This window comes from Sphingopyxis sp. (assembly GCF_036261875.1).
GTDB lineage: Bacteria > Pseudomonadota > Alphaproteobacteria > Sphingomonadales > Sphingomonadaceae > Sphingopyxis.
In genome coordinates, this window is sequence record NZ_DATAJZ010000022.1 from 37270 (window position 1) to 53959 (window position 16690).

Sequence of the window (16690 nt, forward strand, 5' to 3'; positions counted from 1 at the left end):
TCATCACTGAAATGATGACGCACATTCTAATCAACAATGGCGCGCAACGCTATCTTCGGCCCATCGAACAGCAGCAGACACGAAAGGATTTCCCATGGATCTGAAACTCAAGGGCAAGACCGCTCTCGTTACCGGATCGACCGCCGGTATCGGTTTCGCGATCGCCAGGCACCTCGCCGAGGAAGGCGTGGAGGTCGTCATCACCGGACGCAATCGACAGAAACTCGACGAAGCGGCCGCCGAACTGGCCGCTTCGGGTAAAATTAGCGCCGTCCTTGCCGATCCGGCCACCGCAGAAGGCGCCGAAACGCTGATCGCTGCGGTTCCCGCAGTCGATATTCTCGTCAACAATCTCGGCATCTATGAAGCCAAGCCTTTCACCGAGATCAGCGACGCCGACTGGCACCATATTTTCGAGGTCAATGTCGTGAGCGGCGCGCGTCTGGCACGCCACTATTTTCCCAAGATGCTCGAGAACAACTGGGGCCGCGTGATCTTCATTGCCAGCGAGAGCGGTCTGCTGCCGCCTGCCGAGATGGTGCATTACGGGACGACCAAGACCGCCCAGCTCGCGATCGCGCGCGGTCTTGCCGAACAGACGCGCGGGACGGACGTCACCGTCAACACCGTGATGCCCGGCCCGACGCGCTCCGAAGGGATCGTCGATTTCATTCGGTCGGTCGTGTCGAACCCCGATGCCTCCGAAGCCGAACGCGAAAAGGCGTTCTTTGACGAAATGCGTCCGCTGTCTCTGATCCGCCGCCTGATCGAGGCCGACGAGATCGGGGCGCTGGTGACCTACCTCGCGAGCCCGCTGGCCGCGGTCACCAACGGCGCCGCGATCCGCGCCGAAGGCGGCATTATTCCGACGATCGCATAACGTTTTCCCTCCCGCTCGCGGGAGGGAAATCACCCTTTCACGATCCCCCGCTCGATCAGACTGTGCGCCGTCGCGAGGATCGCCTCCTCGGGCGGACGCATCGTCCAGCCGAGCGTATCCATCGCATGGCGGCTGTCGCCGCCGCGGACATTGCCGAGTTCGGCGACGAGCTGCTTGAGTTCGGGGCGCACCAGCGCGAACAGCTTGAGCAGCCAATCGGGCATCCGGCGCGTCGGCACCTTCCTTGCCTGTTCGCCGAGGTTCGCGCTGAGGATGTTCGCGACGTCGATCATCTTCAGGAACGGGCCCGAGCAGACATAGCGCTCGTCGCGGATGCCAGGCGCGGTCAGCGCGCGATAGTGAAGGTCGGCGACGTCGCGCACGTCGATGATGCCGAAACCGATGTCGGGGCACATCGGCACCTTGCCTTCCAGAAGCTGCTTCACCAGCTCGATCGAGGTCGACAGATCGTCCGACAGCAGCGGTCCGAACACCGCGGCGGGGTTGACCGAGGCGAATTCCATAGCGCCGCCCTCGGTCGCCACCCAGTCGCGCGCGGCGCGCTCGGCGACCGTCTTCGAGCGCGGATAGGGCATGACGCCGGGGTTATCGAGGTTGGTCCAGTCGACTTCGCTATAGATGCCGCCGCCGTCGCCGTGACCATAAGCGATCGCCGCCATCGAGGAGGTGAGGACGAACCGCGTCACCCCTGCCGCCTTGGCGAAGCGCAGCGCGCGGAGCGCTCCCTCGCGCGCGGGCACGATCAGCTCGTCGGCGTGCTTCGGCACCCCGAGCGGAAAGGGCGACGCGACATGCGCGACATGGCTGCACCCCGCCATCGCCTCGGCCCAGCCGGCATCCTGTTCGAGATCGGCAGCGAAGAAGCGGAGTTTATCGGCGGGGACGTTCAGCCACCCGCGAACCTCGCTTTCGCGCATAAGGCTGCGGACGGTCATGTGGACCGTCCAGCCATTCTCGACCAACTGCCGGATCAGGAAGCCTGCGATATAGCCGCTGCCGCCGGTGACCAGTGCCGTGCCTGCCATCTGTCCGCTCCCCTGCAATGGGAGCAGCATAGCAGATGGATTGCTCACCCACACGCTCCATTCGTCATCCCGGCGAAGGCCGGGATCCCACCCTTGCGGAACGACGCGACGGCGAGATCCCGGCCTTCGCCGGGATGACGTACCTGTGGCTTTACTTCATCAGCACCAGTTCTTCGGCCATGCTGGGATGCAGCGCGACCGTCGCATCGAAATCGGCCTTGGTCAGCCCGGCCTTCACCGCGATTGCGGCCGCCTGCAATATCTCGGGCGCGTCGGGGCCGATCATGTGGAGGCCGACGACCTGATCGGTCGCTTCATTGACCACCATCTTGTAGAGTGCACGCTCGTTGCGCCCGGCGAGGACATTCTTCATCGCGCGAAAATCGCTGGTGTAGATGCGCACCGAGCCCAGCTCATTGCGCGCCTGCGCTTCGGTCATGCCCACAGCGCCGATCGGCGGATGGCTGAACACCGCGCTCGGGACGTTCGCGTAATCGACGCGCGTCGGCTTGCCGCCGAACACCGAGTCCGCAAAGGCCTGTCCCTCACGGATTGCCACCGGGGTGAGCTGGATGCGGTTGGTGACGTCGCCGACCGCATAGAGGCTCGGCACCGACGACTGGTTCGCCGCATCGACCTTGATCGCGCCCTGTGCGTCGAGCTCCACGCCGATCGCTTCCAGTCCGAGCCCGTTCGTGTTCGGCACGCGGCCGGTCGCCATCAGCACCGCATCGGCCTCGATCGGCTCGCAATTGTCGAGGTGAACGGTGAGCGAACCGTCCTCACTCTTTTCGATCGACCGGAACGGCGCGTTGAATTTGAAGTCGATGCCCTTGGTCATCGAAATCTGGAGCAGGCGGTCGCGGATCTGCTCGTCATAGCCGCGCAGGATGGTGTCGCCGCGATTGACGATCGTGACCTTGCTGCCGAATTCGTTGAAGATGCCCGCGAACTCGTTGGCGATATAGCCGCCCCCCGCGATCACGATCCGCTTCGGCAGCGTGTCGAGGTGAAAGACCTCGTTCGAGGTGATCGCATGGTCGCTGCCCGGAAATTCAGGAACGTGCGGCCAGCCACCGGTCGCAATCAATATGCGCTCGGCGGTCAGTTCTTGCCCGTCGGCGAGCCGCACCTTTTGCGGGCCGATCACGGTCGCGCGCGTGCGGAACAGCGTGACCTTGTGGTTGTCGAGCGTCTGGCCGTAAAGCCCTTCGAGCCGGTTGACCTCGGCGAGCACATTGTCGCGCAGAACCCGCCAGTCGAAGGTGCAGTCGGACACGTCCCAGCCGAACTTGCGCGCGTCGTGGATATCCTCGGCGAAATGCGCGCCATAGACGAGCAATTTCTTGGGCACGCAGCCGCGGATGACGCAGGTGCCGCCGACCCGATACTCCTCCGCCACCGCGACACGCGCGCCGTGCGATGCCGCGACGCGCGAGGCGCGGACGCCGCCAGATCCGGCGCCGATGACGAAAAGGTCGTAGTCGAAATCGCTCATGGATTACCCCTGACATGGACAGGCCGCTATTCGCGACGGTCGCCTATGTGGTTACGCGGCGGCAGCTTGCCAATCGAATTTTGCGTTCAGCGTGAACCACAGCGTCATTGCGACCCCGGCGAAAGCCGGGGGAAGCAATCTCCAGCCATCGGTCTTGCGCAAGGCCGATGGCTGGAGATTGCCGCGTCGCCTTCGGCTCCTCGCAATGACGGATGTAGGGCTATTCCCCCAGCGCCGCCTGCATCAGCGCCTGCGTCGCGGGGTCGAACTCCACCGTTCCCTCGGCCAGCCCTTTCGCCATCTCCTTGCCCAGCTCGACGCCGAACTGGTCGAACGGGTTGATGCCGAGCAGCACGGCGTTGGCAAAGACGCGATGCTCGTAGAAGGCGATCAGCGCGCCCAGGCTGCGTGGGCTGACCTGATCGAGCAGGATCGTCGTCGAGGGACGATTTCCCGGATAGGCGCGCGCGCCGTCGTCGCTCGCGCGGCCCGTCATCAGCGCCGCGCCCTGCGCGATGCAGTTGGCGACGAGCGTTTCATGATGCGCATCGTCGAGCAAATGGTCAGGCTCGCGCGCGACGACGAATTCGACCGGGGTCAGGTGCGTGCCCTGATGGAGCAGCTGGAACACCGCGTGTTGCGCGTCGGTGCCGACCCCGCCCCAGGTGATCGCGGCGCTCAGGCGGCCGAGCGGCGCGCCATCCAGCGTCACCGACTTGCCGTTCGATTCCATTTCGAGCTGTTGCAGATAGGCGGGCAGCAGCCGCAGCCGTTCGTCATAGGCGAAGACCGCGCGCGTCTGACAACCGAGCCGGTTGGCATAAAGCTGATCGGCGAAGGCCGCGAGCAGGCAGATATTGTCCGCGCCATCGGTCAGCCGGAAATGCCGGTCCATCTCGGCCGCCCCCTCGAGCAGGTCGGCGAAGGCGTCCCAGCCGAGCGCGAGCGCCGCGGGAAAGCCGATCGACGACCAGAGCGAATAGCGCCCGCCGACCGTCTCGCTGAACGGCAGGATACGCGTCTCGTCGATCCCCCACTCCATCGCCTTGTCGGGATTGGCGGTGAGCGCGACGAAGCGGCCGAGCGGATCGTCGACGCCCGCCTCGTCCAGCCATTGCAGCGCCGAATTGGCGTTGAGCAAGGTCTCGGTGGTGGTGAAGGTCTTCGACGCGACCGCGACGAGCGTATATTGGGGGTCGAACTTCGCGAAGGCTTCGGCCAGCGCCGCGCCATCGACGTTGGAGACGACTGCGACGTCATAGCGCCCGCTGTGCCGCCCCAGCGCATCGACGAGCAGGTCGGGGCCGAGCGCCGAGCCGCCGATGCCGATATGCAGCAGGTGGCGGATTTCGCCGAAAGCACCCGCCTCGATCGCGTCGATCATCATCCGCATCCGCTGGTGCAGCGCCTGCGCGATATGGACGGATTCAGGCGCCCCTTCGCCGCGCTCGGCGCTATGTTCGGCGGCGCGATCTTCGGTCGGATTGGCGATGCCGCCCGAAAACAGCGTCTTGCGGCGGCCCGCGAAATCCTGCGCCACCGCAAGGCCAGCCAGAATCGCAACCGCGCGATCGTCGAGATGGGTCTTGGCGAAGTCGAACCGGATGTCGGCGACGCTCCGCACCAGTGCATCGAGCCGCGCCTCGGGATCGGCGGCGACGAGATCGGAGAGGGTTTGCGGCTGCCAGTCGGCGAGCGCTTGCCACGCTTCGGATGGGGTGGTCATCGGTGCTTCCTTATGTCCTTGATCGGGACTTTCATAAGCCCGCCGCGGTCCCCGCGCCAGCGCCATCCGCCGATATTCGCTTGACGTGCAGACCTATTCGTCGCCAATGCGCGGCATGACCGACGCCAGCTTTACCGCCGATAATTCGCCCGCGGCCGACCCCAGCCCGGCCAAGCCCGAACCCACGCCCCTCTCGGCCAAGGAAGAGGCGGTCGACACGATCCGCTTTCTTGCGCTGCTCGCGGTTGCGGTGCTGATTTTCCGCAGCTTTTTCCTGTCGCCCTTCAACATTCCGTCGGAATCGATGCAGCCGCGCCTGCTCATCGGCGACTATCTGCTCGTGAACAAGATGGCCTATGGCTATTCGAAATACAGCCTGCCGTTCAGCGTTCCGCTGATTCCGGGCCGCATTTTCGCGCGCACGCCCGATCGCGGCGACGTCGTCGTGTTCAAGGCGCCGCCGGTCAACGACAACGACTATATCAAGCGCGTGATCGGGCTTCCCGGCGACACGGTCCAGGTCCGCGACGGCATCGTCTGGCTGAACGGCAAGCCGCTGAAGCGCGAGCCGATGGCCGATTTCGTCATCCCGGTGACGCAGAATATGATCGACGCGTCGCGCACCACCGGCACCCTGCCCTGCTACGCCCCGCAGTTCGAGGAAGTCACCGCGGCTGGCCAGCGCGAATGCCGCTACCCGCAGTTCAAGGAAACGCTGCCCAGCGGCAAAAGCTATGCGATCCTCGACATCACGTCGATCGCGCAGGACAACACCCCCCTGGTCACCGTGCCCGAGGGGCATCTGTTCCTGATGGGCGACAACCGCGACCGCAGCGCCGACAGCCGTTTCCCCGCGGAGGAAAATGGCGGCATCGGTCTCGTCCCCGAAAAGAATCTCGTCGGCCACGCGCTTGTCGGCATGTTTTCGACCGACGGGTCGGCAAGCTGGTTCAATCCGATAAGCTGGTTCACCGCCGCGCGGTGGAGCCGGATCGGGGACGGCTTTTGAGCGAACGGCCGTCCGCGGCGACGATCGCGGCCCTGACCGGCGCCGACCCCCGCAACCTCGCGCTTTACCATGAGGCGCTGACCCACGGCAGCAGCGGCGCGGGCGATTATCAGCGGCTCGAATTCCTCGGCGACCGCGTGCTCGGGCTGGTGATCGCGTCCGAACTCTTCCGCCGCTTCCCGAAAGCCGCCGAAGGCGAACTGTCGTCGCGGCTGCATGCACTGGCGTCGGGGGAAACCTGCGCGGCGATCGCGCAGCGGCTCGACCTCAACGCGCACGTCCATTTCGGCAGCCAGGCGATCGGCGACGGCGGGCGGCACAGCGACAATATCGCCGCCGATGTTCTGGAGGCGTTGCTTGGCGCGATCTGGCTCGATCTCGGCGAGGAAGCCGCGCGGGCTTTCATCGTCGCCAAATGGGGCGACATGATCGACGGCCAGGTCGCCGCACCCAAGCATCCCAAGGCGGCGCTTCAGGAATGGGCGCTCGCTCGCAAGCGCAAGCCCCCCGAATATCGCCTCGTCCGCCGCGAAGGCCCCGACCATGCCCCGCGCTTTCGCGTCGCGGTGGCGGTGGGCAAGCTCGCCGAGGCCGAAGGCGAAGGCGCGTCGAAGCAAGCGGCCGAAAAGGCCGCCGCGACCGCGCTGCTCGAACGATTGATACAGGAAGAAGCGAAATGACCCAGCGCTGCGGTTTCGTGGCCGTCGTCGGCGCCCCCAACGCGGGCAAGTCGACGCTCGTCAACGCGCTCGTCGGCCAAAAGGTCGCGATCGTCAGCCCCAAGGCGCAAACGACGCGCACCCGGCTGATGGGCGTCGCGATGGCGGACGACGCACAGATCGTCCTGATCGACACGCCGGGCATCTTCGCACCGACGCGCCGCCTCGACCGCGCGATGGTCGCCGCCGCGTGGGGGAGCCTCGAGGAGGCCGAGGCGATCCTCGTCATGGTCGACGCCGCGGCAAAGCTGACGGGCCGCGTCGAGCGCGTGCTCGAAGGCGTCGCGAACCGGCCCGAGAAGAAATTCCTCGTCCTCAACAAGGTCGACCTGACCCGCAAGGACAAACTGCTCACCATCGCGACCGAGCTCAACGCGCGGCTGGCGTTCGACGAGACCTTCTTCATCGCCGCGAGCAGCGGCGACGGGGTGCCCGAACTCAAGGCGCATCTCGCCGCGCTGATGCCCGAGGGGCCGTGGCATTTCCCCGAGGACGAGGTCAGCGACGCGCCCGAGCGGATGCTCGCGGCCGAGATCACCCGCGAGCAGCTTTACCGCCAGCTTCACGAGGAACTCCCCTATCAGTCGACGGTCGAGACCGAGCTGTTCAAGACGCGCCCCGACGGCAGCGCCGAAATCCACCAGCAGATATTCGTCGCGCGCGACAACCAGCGCGCGATCGTGCTTGGCAAGGGCGGCAGCCGGATCAAGGAAATCGGCGCCCGCGCGCGCGCCGAGCTGACCGAGCTGATGGGTCGCAAGGTCCACCTGTTCCTGCACGTGAAGGTCAAGGAAAACTGGGACGAGGACCGCGGCGTTTATCGCGACATGGGTCTCGACTGGGTCGATTGAGGGGAAGCAAGATGGCGCACGATCCGTTCAACACCCCCGCCGACCGCCTGCGCGGCGTCCTCAAATATTGGATGTGGTATCTGGCGATCGCCGCGGTGCTGATCGTCCTCACCGAACGCAATCTGATCGCGCGCGAAAACAAGGACCATCTGGTGAGCGGCGAGGTCGAGCGCATCGACACCGCGAACGGCAAGCCGCGCGCGACCGTGCGCCTTGGCGAAGCGCAGGAGGCCGTGGTCGTGCTGCCGAGCGGCACGCCCTGCCACCCCGGTTCGAAAATCCGCCTCGTCCGCCACGACAATGTGAGCCAGCATGATTTCCGCCCCGCCGATCCGCCCTGCGCGGGATAGGATACCGGGCGAAATAGCACAGCCTCAATTCCGTTCGTGTCGAGCGTAGTCGAGACACCCATCGACCTTGCGTTACACCGATGGGTGTCTCGACTACGCTCGACACGAACGGGACGTTGGGTCAGATTAAAGGCTCGTCGCTCTAAATCCGCCGGCAATCGTCCGGCGGCGCCTGTCCTGCAAAGCGGGCGTCGATCCAGTCGAGCGTCTCGTCGGTTCGCGGACCACGCGCGCCGTCGATGTGGCTGCCACCGGGAATCTCGATCCAGCGGACGGCCGTGCGGCGCTTGCACACCGCCTTCGCGAAGGCGCGCGTCACCGCCGGCGCGACCAGCGTATCCTTGCTTCCCTGCGAGATCAGCAGCGGCCCCGGAACGCGCGCCGGGTCGATGCTGTTCGCGCGCATCGCCCTGGCGAACGGCTCCATCCGGGTCACATCCTTCTTCTGGACCGCCTGTCGCACCGCCAACATGCCGAGGATCGTACCAAGTTTCGGCTTATTATCGACATCGATACAGTTGTTTTCGGCAAGGCGGTGGATGACGCCCTGCGTCGCCTTATTGGTGAAAGCATCGAGCGAGTAGCCGAAGCGCTCGGACCAGCTATGCAGCGTGAAGGCGAGCAGCAGGGCGCGCGCATTGGGATCGCTCGCCTGCCGCATATTGGCGGCGAGATCGGTCGGCGGAACGGCGGCCGCGGTGCCGATCAGCGTCAGGTCGGGCGCATAGTCGCGCGCCGAAATCGCGGTCCACAGCGCGGCATGACCGCCCTGCGATTCGCCCCAGACCGCGAAGCGCGTGCCCGCCGCCGCGCCCGGAATCGCCCGCGCCGCACGCACCGCATCGAGCACCGAATGGGCGGTATCGGCGCCGACCAGATAGGGATGCGGCATCGCGCTGCCGAGCCCCGGATAGTCGGGCGCCGCGACGACATAGCCGCGCCGCGCCATCGCCTCGACCATCGGGTTCGAAGCGAAGAAAGCGGGATTGTTCGACGGCGCGCATTTCTGCGCTACCCCCGAGGTGCCATGCGCCCAGGCGATAACGCGGCGCGGCTGCGCGGGCACCGCCTCGCGCGGTGCGACGATCATGCCGGTCACCTCCTGCCGCTGGCCGTCCTGGTTCGCGGTCCAGTAGCGGATACGCCACGCCTGCGTGCCGGGCGGCGTCTCGGCGACGGGATCTGCGGAAACGAGCGTCCCGACCTGCTGCGCGGCGGCGGGACTTGAAAGAAGGGCGAGCGACAAGGCAAGCAGATGACGCATCGAAATACCTCCCGGTGCGTCACCCTAACATGCCAAGATATAATCGTCATCCCGGCGAAGGCCGGGATCTCGCCGGTGCGTCACAATGCCGCATCGAGATCCCGGCCTTCGCCGGGATGACCTATTCCTTCTTTGCCGCCGCCTTCTTCTTCGCCGGCGCCTTCTTGGCGGCGGCCTTCTTCTTCGGCGCCGCCTTCTTCTTGCCCTTGGCCGGCCCCTTGGCCGCGCGCGCGTCGATCAGCGCGACCGCTTCCTCTTCGGTCAGCGCATCGGGTTCGATCGTCTTGGGCAGCGTCGCATTGGTCGTGCCGTCGGTCACATAGGGGCCGAAGCGCCCGGCCATCAGCTTCATCTCGCCGCCGCTCGTCGGATGCGCGCCGAAGGTCTTGAGCGGTTCGACCTTGGCCCGCCCGCGCCCGCCGCCGTTTGCCGCTTCGGCGATGCGGACGACCGCGGCATTCATCCCGATGTCGAAGATTTCGGCGGTGCCCGTCAGCTTGCCATATTTGCCGTCATGCAACAGATAGGGGCCATAGCGCCCCAGTCCCGCGAGGATCGGCTTGCCGCTTTCGGGATGCACCCCGACCTCGCGCGGCAGGCTCAGCAGCCGCAGCGCATAATCGAGATCGAAATCCTCGGCCGGAATGTCCTTGGGGATCGACGAGCGCTTCGCCTCCTTGCCCTCGCCGAGCTGGATATAGGGCCCGAAACGGCCGCTGCGCTTTGTCACCTCCAGCCCGCTTTCGGGGTCGGTGCCCATCGTCTCCGGCCCGGTGTCGGCCTCGCCATTGCCGCCCGGCTGCGCGAATTTGCGCGTATATTTGCACTCGGGATAATTGCTGCACGCGATGAACGGCCCGAACTTGCCGCCGCGCAGCGCGAGCCGCCCGGTGCCGCAATTGGGGCAGAGCCTGGGGTCGCTGCCGTCGCCCTTGTCCGGGAAGAGATAAGGGCCAAGGAACTCATCGAGCGCCGCGGTGATCTCCGACGGCTTCTGCTCCATCACCTCGCCGGTGCGCGGCTTGAAGTCGCGCCAGAAGCTCTCGAGTACCGCCTGCCATTGCGCACGGCCACCCGATACGTCGTCGAGCTCTTCCTCGAGCCCGGCGGTGAAATCATATTCGACGTAGCGATTGAAGAAGCGTTCGAGAAACGCAGTCAGCAGCCGTCCGCTCTCCTCGGGAAGAAAGCGGTTCTTCTCGACGCGCACATAGGCGCGGTCCTTGAGAACCTGCAGGATGGAGGCATAGGTCGACGGGCGCCCGATGCCGAGCTCCTCCATCTTCTTGACGAGGCTCGCTTCCGAATAGCGCGGCGGCGGCTGGGTTTCGTGCTTTTCGACCTCGACGCCGGTCTTCGCGGGCGCGTCGCCCTTGCTCATCGCGGGAAGCAGGCGCGCATCCTCATCCTCAGCGTCGTCGCGGCCTTCGTCGTAGAGCGCGAGGAAGCCGGGGAATTTCACCACCTGCCCCGTCGCGCGCAGCACCGTCTTGCCGGTGCCGTCCGACAGGTCGACGCTGGTGCGTTCGAGCCGCGCCGACGCCATCTGGCTCGCCAGCGCGCGCTTCCAGATCAGCTCGTAGAGCCGCGCATGATCGCCGCCGCCGACCTTGTCCTTGCCGAAATCGGTCGGGCGGATCGCCTCGTGCGCTTCCTGCGCATTCTTCGCCTTGGTCTGATATTGCCGCGGCTTGTCGGGGACATAGCCGCCGTCGTAGCGATCGGCGATCGCACGGCGCGCGGCGCTGATCGCGCTGCCGTCCATCTGGACGCCATCGGTTCGCATATAGGTGATCGCGCCGTCCTCATAGAGGTCCTGCGCGACGCGCATCGTGTGGCTGGCCGAGAAGCCGAGCTTGCGCGCGGCCTCCTGTTGCAGGGTCGAGGTGGTGAACGGTGGCGGCGGGTTGCGCGTCAGCGGCTTGGTCTCGACCGTGTCGACGGTGAAATGGCCGGCCTTCACATCGGCTTCGGCGGCGCGCGCATCGGCCTCGGTGCCGATCGACAGCCGCTCGATCTTGTCGCCGCGCCAGCGCGCGAGCCGCGCCTTGAAGGGGGTGCCGCTCATCTCGAACAGCCCGGTCACCGACCAATATTGCTGCGCAACAAAAGCCTCGATCTCGCGCTCGCGCTCGACGATCATGCGCAGCGTCACCGACTGGACGCGGCCCGCCGATTTCGCGCCGGGCAGCTTGCGCCACAACACCGGCGACAGCGTGAAACCGACGAGATAGTCGAGCGCGCGGCGCGCGCGATAGGCGTCGATCAGATCGTCGTCGAGCGCGCGCGGATGCGCCATCGCATCGGTCACCGCCTGCTTGGTGATCGCGTTGAAGGTCACGCGATCGACGGTTTGCGGCAGCGCCTTTTTGCTGCGCAGCAATTCCTGCACATGCCAGCTGATCGCCTCACCCTCGCGATCGGGGTCGGTCGCGAGGATCAGGCGGTCGGCCTGCTTCGCCGCGTCCTGAATATCCTTCAGCCGCTTCGCCTTGTCGGGGTAAAGCTGCCACTGCATCGCAAAGCCGTCGTCCGGGTCGACCGAGCCGTCCTTGGGCGGCAGGTCACGGACGTGGCCATAGCTTGCCAGCACCTTGAAATCACGGCCGAGATATTTCTCGATCGTCTTCGCCTTGGCGGGCGATTCCACAATCACCAATTGCATTGAAAATTCGTTCCCCGATTACTCTCACGTACACGCGCGAGGGTGGCGGGCGCTCCAGCCCTCCGTCAAGCGGATTTAGGGAGCGCCCGCGTCGAGGTCAACGCAGCGCGCTCAGCCGCCCCAACAGCATCTCGCTCGCAAGGCTGGCGGCCTTCGCGGCGCCCTCCTCGTAATTGCCGGGCTTGGCGGTGAAGGCGAACTTGCGCGTCTTGCCGAAGCGGAGCCCGCCGAAGCCCATCGCCGCGGCGACGCCGCCCGCGACGTTCGCGCCCGACTGCAATGCCTTGTCGGTGCCGCTCGACGCATCGCTCTTTTCGATGAATTCGCCTTCGACCGCGACCGGCGCCTTCACGGTGATCACCGCCTGCTTGCCGCTCGGCGCGATCAGCGTCATGCGCGAATAGTCGGCGCTGACCGACAGCGCGCTGTTGACCTGCAACCCGCCGAAACTGAACGCGCCGGGGTGCTTCTGCTGCGAAAAATCGATCAGATAGACGACGTCGATCACCCCGACCCCGGCGTCCTTGGCATAGCTGGACAGCGCATAGCTCGCCTGCCCCGCGGCCATGTTGATCCCCATGCTGCTCATCCCCGATCCGAGGAAGTCGCCTGGCACCATCAACAGCGAGGGCAGTTCGGTCGGCTTGAAATAGGTCGCCTTGCCCTTGCTGCCCTTTTCGAGCGCGATGTTGATGTCGAGCGGCACGTCCTGCGACTTGGTCTTGGCGAGCGCCGCATGGCCGAACAGGTCGGCAGCGGGCTGCACCGCATAGCCGCCCGCGGTTAGTTGCGACACGAAATCGGCATAGGCGGCGTCGGTGATCATCTGCATCATTTCGGGCGTCACGCCGACCAGTTCGCTCTTGGCCTTGGTCGTGCCACCGAACGCGCCCATCAGGCCACCCGACGCTGCGGTCTGGTCGATCGATTCGAAGATGAAGCCGACGTTGAAGGCGCCGATGGCGACGCTGGTGACGCCCTTCGCGTTCGCCGGGCCCGATATCTTGACCGGCTCCCGGTCCTTGGCGAAGGTGATGGCGGGCTGGGCCAGCAGCGCCAGCGCGGCGGCGGCCGACAGCAATTTTCTCATGGGTCATATCCTCCGACCCCTCCCCCTGTCAGCCGACCCTACCAACCGAAGCGAGAGGTTAATCGAAGCAACCCACGCCCCCGCATCGGTCAGATGCGGGGGCGAGTCAATTCCCTACTGGTTCTGCCACCGGAAATCAGCGGGCAGGATGCATTTGCCCGCGTCATATTTGCCGACGCTGCGGATGATCTCCTTATCGTTCGGCTCGATACGGCGGCCACTGATCTGGCTGTCGATCACCCGGCGGACGAGCGCGTCGAGGCGGGTGACGAGGTAGCAGTCGATCGCCGGCGGCGCGTGCGGATTGCCGACGCCGCTGTCGTCGGTCAGGAACAGATAGCGCGACTGGGTCGCCGCCGCCATCGCGCGCATCGCATATTCGGCCTTGTCGGCGACGCCCGACGCGGCGACCGGGGTGATGTGGATGCGTTTCGCGCGCGCCGCTTCGGCCGCCGCCCACGTCTGCCCGAACAGGTCGTCGTGCGGCGGCGCGTCGGCGACGAGCAGCAGCGATTTCACCGCATCGGGGCGCCAGTCCTGCCCGACAGCGCGGATCATCGCCTGGTCCATCGCTTCCGGATAGTCGCCGCCGCCGTTCGCGTCCTGCTGCGCGAGCACGCCCTGCGCGCGCCCGATATCGCGGTCGAAAGCGACGGTGCGCGTGACATAGTCGTCGCCGAGGTCGCGGTAGAAGACGAAGCCGACGCGGATGTCGAGGTCGCGATGCTTGGCGGTGATCGACGAAATGATCGAGCGCAGTTCGGACTGAAGATAGCGGATCTCGTCGCCCATGCTGCCCGTGGTGTCGACGACGAGCATCAGGTCGAGCTTCGTCGCTTTCGTGGCCGTCTGGTTCGCGGTCAGCCCGACCGTCTGGCCGCCCGGCGCGTCGGCGACGAGCACGGGCCGCGCATCGGCGATGGTGCGCCCGGCCTGCTTCGCCGACACGGTGATCCGATCGCTCAGCCGGTCGAGGCCGGGAAAGAAGACCGCGCTGCCGTCGGCCTGCGTCGCCATGGTGATGCTGTTGCCGTCGCTGCACGTCACGATGACATCGGCGAAGGGGATCGGCTGGCCGCTGCGGTCGTTCACCTTGACGGTGACGACACGCATCGTGTCGACGCGCGGCAGGTCACGAACCTCCTGCCCCAGATCGCCGCTGCGGTTCACATAGGCGGCATAGAGTTCGGGATTGAGCAGATCGTCATGCTCGCCCGCGGTGAGGATGCCCGATTGCGGCCGCGGGCGCGGATAGGGGCCCGGCACCGGCGGCGGATAGGGACCGGGGCGCACGACCGAGCGTTCGCTTGCACCGACCGCCGATCCGCTGACCGCGACATCGGCAACGGCTTCGACGGGCGCCGCCATCACCGGCGGTGGAGGCGGCGCTGGCGGCGGAGGGGGCGGCGGAGGCGGTGCATCGATCTCCACCTCGGCGCGGTCGCGCTCGACGCGATCACTCGCATATCGCCTGTCGTCCTGCTGCGGACGTGGCGCCACTTCCGGGCCAAGGCGCGGCAGCGGGGCGGCGTTGCGGCAAAAGCCCTGCTGGCCATCGGCGGCCCGCGCCTGCGCGATCGCCACCGGCAGCGGAGCGGGCGCCGAGGCCAGCACCGCGACCATCGTCACACCCGTCAAATATCGGCTTCGCATCGTCTATCTCCCCGGCATGAGATACAATATCATCAACCTGTCGGCGCACCGCTGAACGATGGCTGAACCGGGACGAGTCGTTATATTACCGGGGCTTGGCAGGCAGTGCGGGCGATCACAGCAGCGAAATCCGCGCGCCCGCGTGCCGCTCGATCCGCCCCGCCAGTTCGAGTTCGAGCAGGACGAGCTGCACCGCGGCGGCGGGCCGGCCCGACTGCCGGACGAGTTCGTCGACCGCCACCGGCGTCGGGCCGAGCAGACCCGCCACCGCGTCGCGATCGCCGTCGCCCATCGGTTCGGCCGCGACCGCCGGAACGAAATCGCGCCGCGGCTCTCTTGCCATCCGCGTGTCGATCGGCCCGACCGCCTCCAGCACATCGTCGACAGTCTGGATCAATGTCGCGCCTTCACGGATCAGCAGATTGCAACCCTGCGCGCGCGGGTCGAGCGGCGAGCCCGGCACCGCCATCACTTCGCGCCCATAATCGCCCGCGCGCCGCGCCGTGATCAGCGATCCCGATTTCGGCGCCGCCTCGATCACCACCGTGCCGTGCGCGAGCCCGGCAATGATGCGGTTGCGCGCGGGGAAATGCCGCGCGAGCGGCTCGGTGCCCGGCGGCTGTTCGGCGATCAGCAGATGATCGCTGGCCAGCTTTTCCTGCAAGGCCGCATTTTCAGGCGGAAAGGCGATGTCGATCCCGCTCGCGATCACGCCCGCCGTCGCGCCGCCGAGCGCGCCGACATGCGCCGCCGTATCGACCCCGCGCGCCAGCCCGCTGACCACGGTGACGCCGCGCGCCGCGAGGTCGGCGGCGAGCTGGCGCGCGAAACGGCAGGCGATGGCCGAGGCGTTGCGCGCGCCGACGATCGCAACGCACGGACGCGCGAGCATCGCGCTATCGCCGCGCACGATCAGCACCGGCGGCGCGCCCTCGGCCGCGCGCAGCAGCGGCGAATAATCGGCGTCGTCGATGAAGAGATACCGGGCGCCGAGCTCAGCGACGCGATCGCATTCGCACTCGGCTGCCTCGGCCGACGCGATCCGCAGCGTCGCGCGGCCGCCGCGTAGCGCCAGGTCAGGCAGCGCGTCGAGCGCCGCCTCACCCGAACCGAAGCGCTGCAGGAGTTGGCGCCAGCTCACCGGGCCGATATTCGGCGTGCGGATCAGGCGCAGCCGCGCGATCCGCTCGGCGTGGGTCATGCGTCCTTCTTTCCGCCGATCCGCGGCTCGGTCCCCGCGCGCAGACGCGCGATATTCTCGCGATGCCGCCACAGCACCACGACCGCGAGCGCGGCAAGCCCGACCGCATAAGTCTGCTGCCCCAGCGCGAACGCGGCGATCGGCGCCGCGACCGCCCCCGCCATCCCGCCGAGCGACGAGATGCGGCTGAGCAGCGCGGTGCCAAGCCAGACGAGCGCGAAGATCACCCCGATCGGCCAGGCGAGCGCCAGCGACAGGCCGAGCAGGGTCGCGACCCCCTTGCCGCCGCGGAATGTCAGCCACACCGGATAGCAATGACCGATCATCGCCGCCGCGCCCGCAATCATCGCGGCGTCGGCGCCGAGCCCGGGCACGAAATGCCGCGCAAGCAGCACCGCGGCCGCGCCCTTCGCCCCGTCGAGGATCAGCGTCGCCGCGGCCAGCCCCTTGCGCCCGGTGCGCAGCACATTGGTCGCGCCGATATTGCCCGACCCGATCTGCCGGAGGTCGCCCGCGCCGGACAGGCGCGTCAGGATGACGCCGAACGGGATCGAGCCGAGCAGATAGCCCCCGAGGACCAGCAAAATTATCGTCATGAAACCCCCTGCTCCGTTCGGGCACAGTGTGGCGATGTTGGGCGATGCAATCAACGGGTTCGAGATGGATGATCGCCAGAATGGATCAACCATCTGTATTTAACCGCGTCACCCACACGCCGTCATTGCGAACCCTTCGACT

The 16690-nt window shown here is 66.6% G+C and carries 14 protein-coding genes; 5 read left to right on the forward strand and 9 right to left on the reverse strand.

Annotation, left to right across the window (positions count from 1 at the left end; all coding sequences use genetic code 11):
* The first annotated feature begins 94 nt into the window (after nt 1-94).
* Nucleotides 95-880, forward strand: a complete 786-nt coding sequence (locus tag VHO04_RS09495; protein WP_329628092.1) for an SDR family oxidoreductase — start codon at nt 95-97, stop codon at nt 878-880.
* Between the two features lie 29 nt (nt 881-909).
* On the opposite strand, the gene VHO04_RS09500 is transcribed toward VHO04_RS09495, so the two are convergent.
* The 3 genes from VHO04_RS09500 to pgi all read right to left on the reverse strand — a co-directional run bounded on the left by VHO04_RS09500 (nt 910) and on the right by pgi (nt 5150).
* Nucleotides 910-1926, reverse strand: a complete 1017-nt coding sequence (locus tag VHO04_RS09500; protein WP_329628093.1) for an NAD-dependent epimerase/dehydratase family protein — start codon at nt 1924-1926, stop codon at nt 910-912.
* 151 nt (nt 1927-2077) lie between these two features.
* Nucleotides 2078-3424 carry a glutathione-disulfide reductase gene (gor, locus tag VHO04_RS09505; RefSeq protein WP_329628094.1) on the reverse strand — a complete coding sequence of 449 codons (1347 nt, stop codon included), beginning with the start codon at nt 3422-3424 and terminating at the stop codon, nt 2078-2080.
* A gap of 220 nt (nt 3425-3644) precedes the next feature.
* Nucleotides 3645-5150: a glucose-6-phosphate isomerase gene (gene pgi / locus VHO04_RS09510; protein WP_329628095.1), complete on the reverse strand. Its 1506-nt coding sequence runs from the start codon at nt 5148-5150 to the stop codon at nt 3645-3647.
* 115 nt (nt 5151-5265) lie between these two features.
* Between pgi and lepB the strand changes: the two genes are divergently transcribed.
* Genes lepB through VHO04_RS09530 form a run of 4 tightly spaced genes read left to right on the forward strand, consistent with a single transcriptional unit; the run spans nt 5266 to nt 8079 of the window.
* Nucleotides 5266-6159, forward strand: coding sequence for a signal peptidase I (gene lepB, locus VHO04_RS09515; RefSeq protein WP_329628096.1), 894 nt, complete (start codon nt 5266-5268; stop codon nt 6157-6159).
* Complete coding sequence (rnc, locus tag VHO04_RS09520) at nt 6156-6839, forward strand: ribonuclease III (RefSeq protein WP_329628097.1); 684 nt, start codon at nt 6156-6158, stop codon at nt 6837-6839. The genes lepB and rnc overlap by 4 nt, the downstream gene beginning before the upstream one ends.
* Nucleotides 6836-7729 (forward strand): GTPase Era, encoded by an 894-nt coding sequence (gene era / locus VHO04_RS09525; protein WP_297665362.1) that lies wholly within the window; start codon nt 6836-6838, stop codon nt 7727-7729. Before rnc ends, era begins: the two co-directional genes overlap by 4 nt.
* An 11-nt stretch (nt 7730-7740) precedes the next feature.
* Nucleotides 7741-8079, forward strand: coding sequence for a hypothetical protein (locus VHO04_RS09530; RefSeq protein WP_329628098.1), 339 nt, complete (start codon nt 7741-7743; stop codon nt 8077-8079).
* Between the two features lie 142 nt (nt 8080-8221).
* On the opposite strand, the gene VHO04_RS09535 is transcribed toward VHO04_RS09530, so the two are convergent.
* From VHO04_RS09535 to plsY, 6 genes are all read right to left on the reverse strand, one after another.
* Nucleotides 8222-9343 carry an alpha/beta fold hydrolase gene (locus VHO04_RS09535; protein WP_329628099.1) on the reverse strand — a complete coding sequence of 374 codons (1122 nt, stop codon included), beginning with the start codon at nt 9341-9343 and terminating at the stop codon, nt 8222-8224.
* A gap of 121 nt (nt 9344-9464) precedes the next feature.
* Complete coding sequence (gene topA, locus VHO04_RS09540; protein WP_329628100.1) at nt 9465-12008, reverse strand: type I DNA topoisomerase; 2544 nt, start codon at nt 12006-12008, stop codon at nt 9465-9467.
* 97 nt (nt 12009-12105) lie between these two features.
* Nucleotides 12106-13098: a hypothetical protein gene (locus VHO04_RS09545; protein ID WP_329628101.1), complete on the reverse strand. Its 993-nt coding sequence runs from the start codon at nt 13096-13098 to the stop codon at nt 12106-12108.
* A 114-nt stretch (nt 13099-13212) separates the two neighbouring features.
* Nucleotides 13213-14751 carry a VWA domain-containing protein gene (locus tag VHO04_RS09550; protein ID WP_329628102.1) on the reverse strand — a complete coding sequence of 513 codons (1539 nt, stop codon included), beginning with the start codon at nt 14749-14751 and terminating at the stop codon, nt 13213-13215.
* Nucleotides 14752-14866: 115 nt separating this feature from the next.
* Nucleotides 14867-15952: a DNA-processing protein DprA gene (gene dprA / locus VHO04_RS09555; RefSeq protein WP_329628103.1), complete on the reverse strand. Its 1086-nt coding sequence runs from the start codon at nt 15950-15952 to the stop codon at nt 14867-14869.
* A complete protein-coding gene (gene plsY / locus VHO04_RS09560; protein ID WP_329628104.1) occupies nt 15949-16548 on the reverse strand; it encodes a glycerol-3-phosphate 1-O-acyltransferase PlsY in 600 nt (199 codons plus the stop codon). The genes dprA and plsY overlap by 4 nt, the downstream gene beginning before the upstream one ends.
* Nucleotides 16549-16690: the final 142 nt, after the last annotated feature.